The sequence below is a fragment of the Methylobacterium gregans genome, assembly GCF_022179245.1.
GTDB classification, from domain to species: domain Bacteria; phylum Pseudomonadota; class Alphaproteobacteria; order Rhizobiales; family Beijerinckiaceae; genus Methylobacterium; species Methylobacterium gregans.
On sequence record NZ_BPQM01000208.1, the window covers coordinates 1 to 1202 of the forward strand.

A 1202-nucleotide genomic window follows, 5' to 3' on the forward strand; every position below is an offset into this window, starting at 1 on the left:
AGACCGGCGGCGGGGCGGCACGACGCGGCAGGTCGGCAGCAGAAGCGGCGGCGGTCAGGCCGGCCAGCACGGTCGAGGCGAGGAGAAGCTTCTTCATGGCCTAAAATCTCTCTCCCCGTGGCGGGGAACATGGCGAGAGAGAAAGCCCAACGGCCGCGCTTGCGATAGTGTAATTTAGCCACACAGCAGGAGGGGGTGAGGCTAGGCCGTCTATTCCAGCGCTTTGGCTGGTGTCCTCATCGCGCCAGACGAGAACTGGCACAACCGATGGATGTATCTTGTTTAGGATTGATAAACAAAAACGCCCCGCAGCGCGAGGCTGACGGGGCGAATTTGCATCGAGCTTTCCCAGGACCAACCAAGAAAACTACGCGGTGCATTTGAGGGTCGAAACCCGCTTCTTGCAAGGCGGTTCCTCGCGGCGCACCCAAACAAGGTTTCCGCAGTCTCAACGAGCGCGTTCCGTCCCACGGGCTATATGGCTGCGCGCCTCCTATCCCGGCCTCACGTACCGCTCCGGCACCTCGCTTCCGTCGAGGTCTGGGTTCCGCTCCCGCAGATCTTCCGTGAGCACGTCGCCGAATGCCGACCAGGCCGCGTGTGGGACGCCGAGCGCGGCCGCGGCTCCATCTATCCGGGCGGCCCGCTCGATGAAGGCCGCGCTGGCGGCGACGAGTGCGGTCCCGGTCACAACGCCGCCCGTGAGGCTCTTGTCGCCGAACGCGACCTTACCGTAGGCCGTGACCAGGGCTTGGCAGAGCAGCCACAGGCCGACCGCGACGTCGCGCTCGGGACCGGCCGGGATGCGCAGGAGCCGGTAAGCTCCGGCCGACTGGAGAGAGTTCACGACCGGCCAGGCTGCGCCGACGACGGGATCCGGAGGCTTGTAGCTGGGCTTGTCGAGTCGCTTGTACCAGCGCCTTATATCTGGATGAGACGGGTCGGGGCTGTAGCGCCGGCTGATGAGGCCGCATCCAAGCAACACTCCCCCGACCGTCAGCGCGGCTGCGAGCGGCGATAAGCCCCGACGCGGTGCATCGTGGTGGTCATCTCTCGACTGCATGGGCAGTCCTTCGGTTGCAAGGGAGCAACCGCCGGGCCGCGAAGCCCGTTCCCGGCCATAGACAGTCCGCCCAACCGTTGTGGACCTCGCGAGTGGGCACCAAGCGTCAGATCTGATCCACTAGGAGGAGAACCAACTA

At 65.1% G+C, this 1202-nt stretch carries 1 protein-coding gene; it reads right to left on the reverse strand.

Going from position 1 to position 1202, the window contains the following annotated elements:
• Positions 1–493: 493 nt before the first annotated feature.
• On the reverse strand, positions 494–1063 hold the full coding sequence (locus tag MFF54_RS27555; protein ID WP_238307359.1) for a TspO/MBR family protein: 570 nt from the start codon (positions 1061–1063) through the stop codon (positions 494–496).
• Positions 1064–1202: the final 139 nt, after the last annotated feature.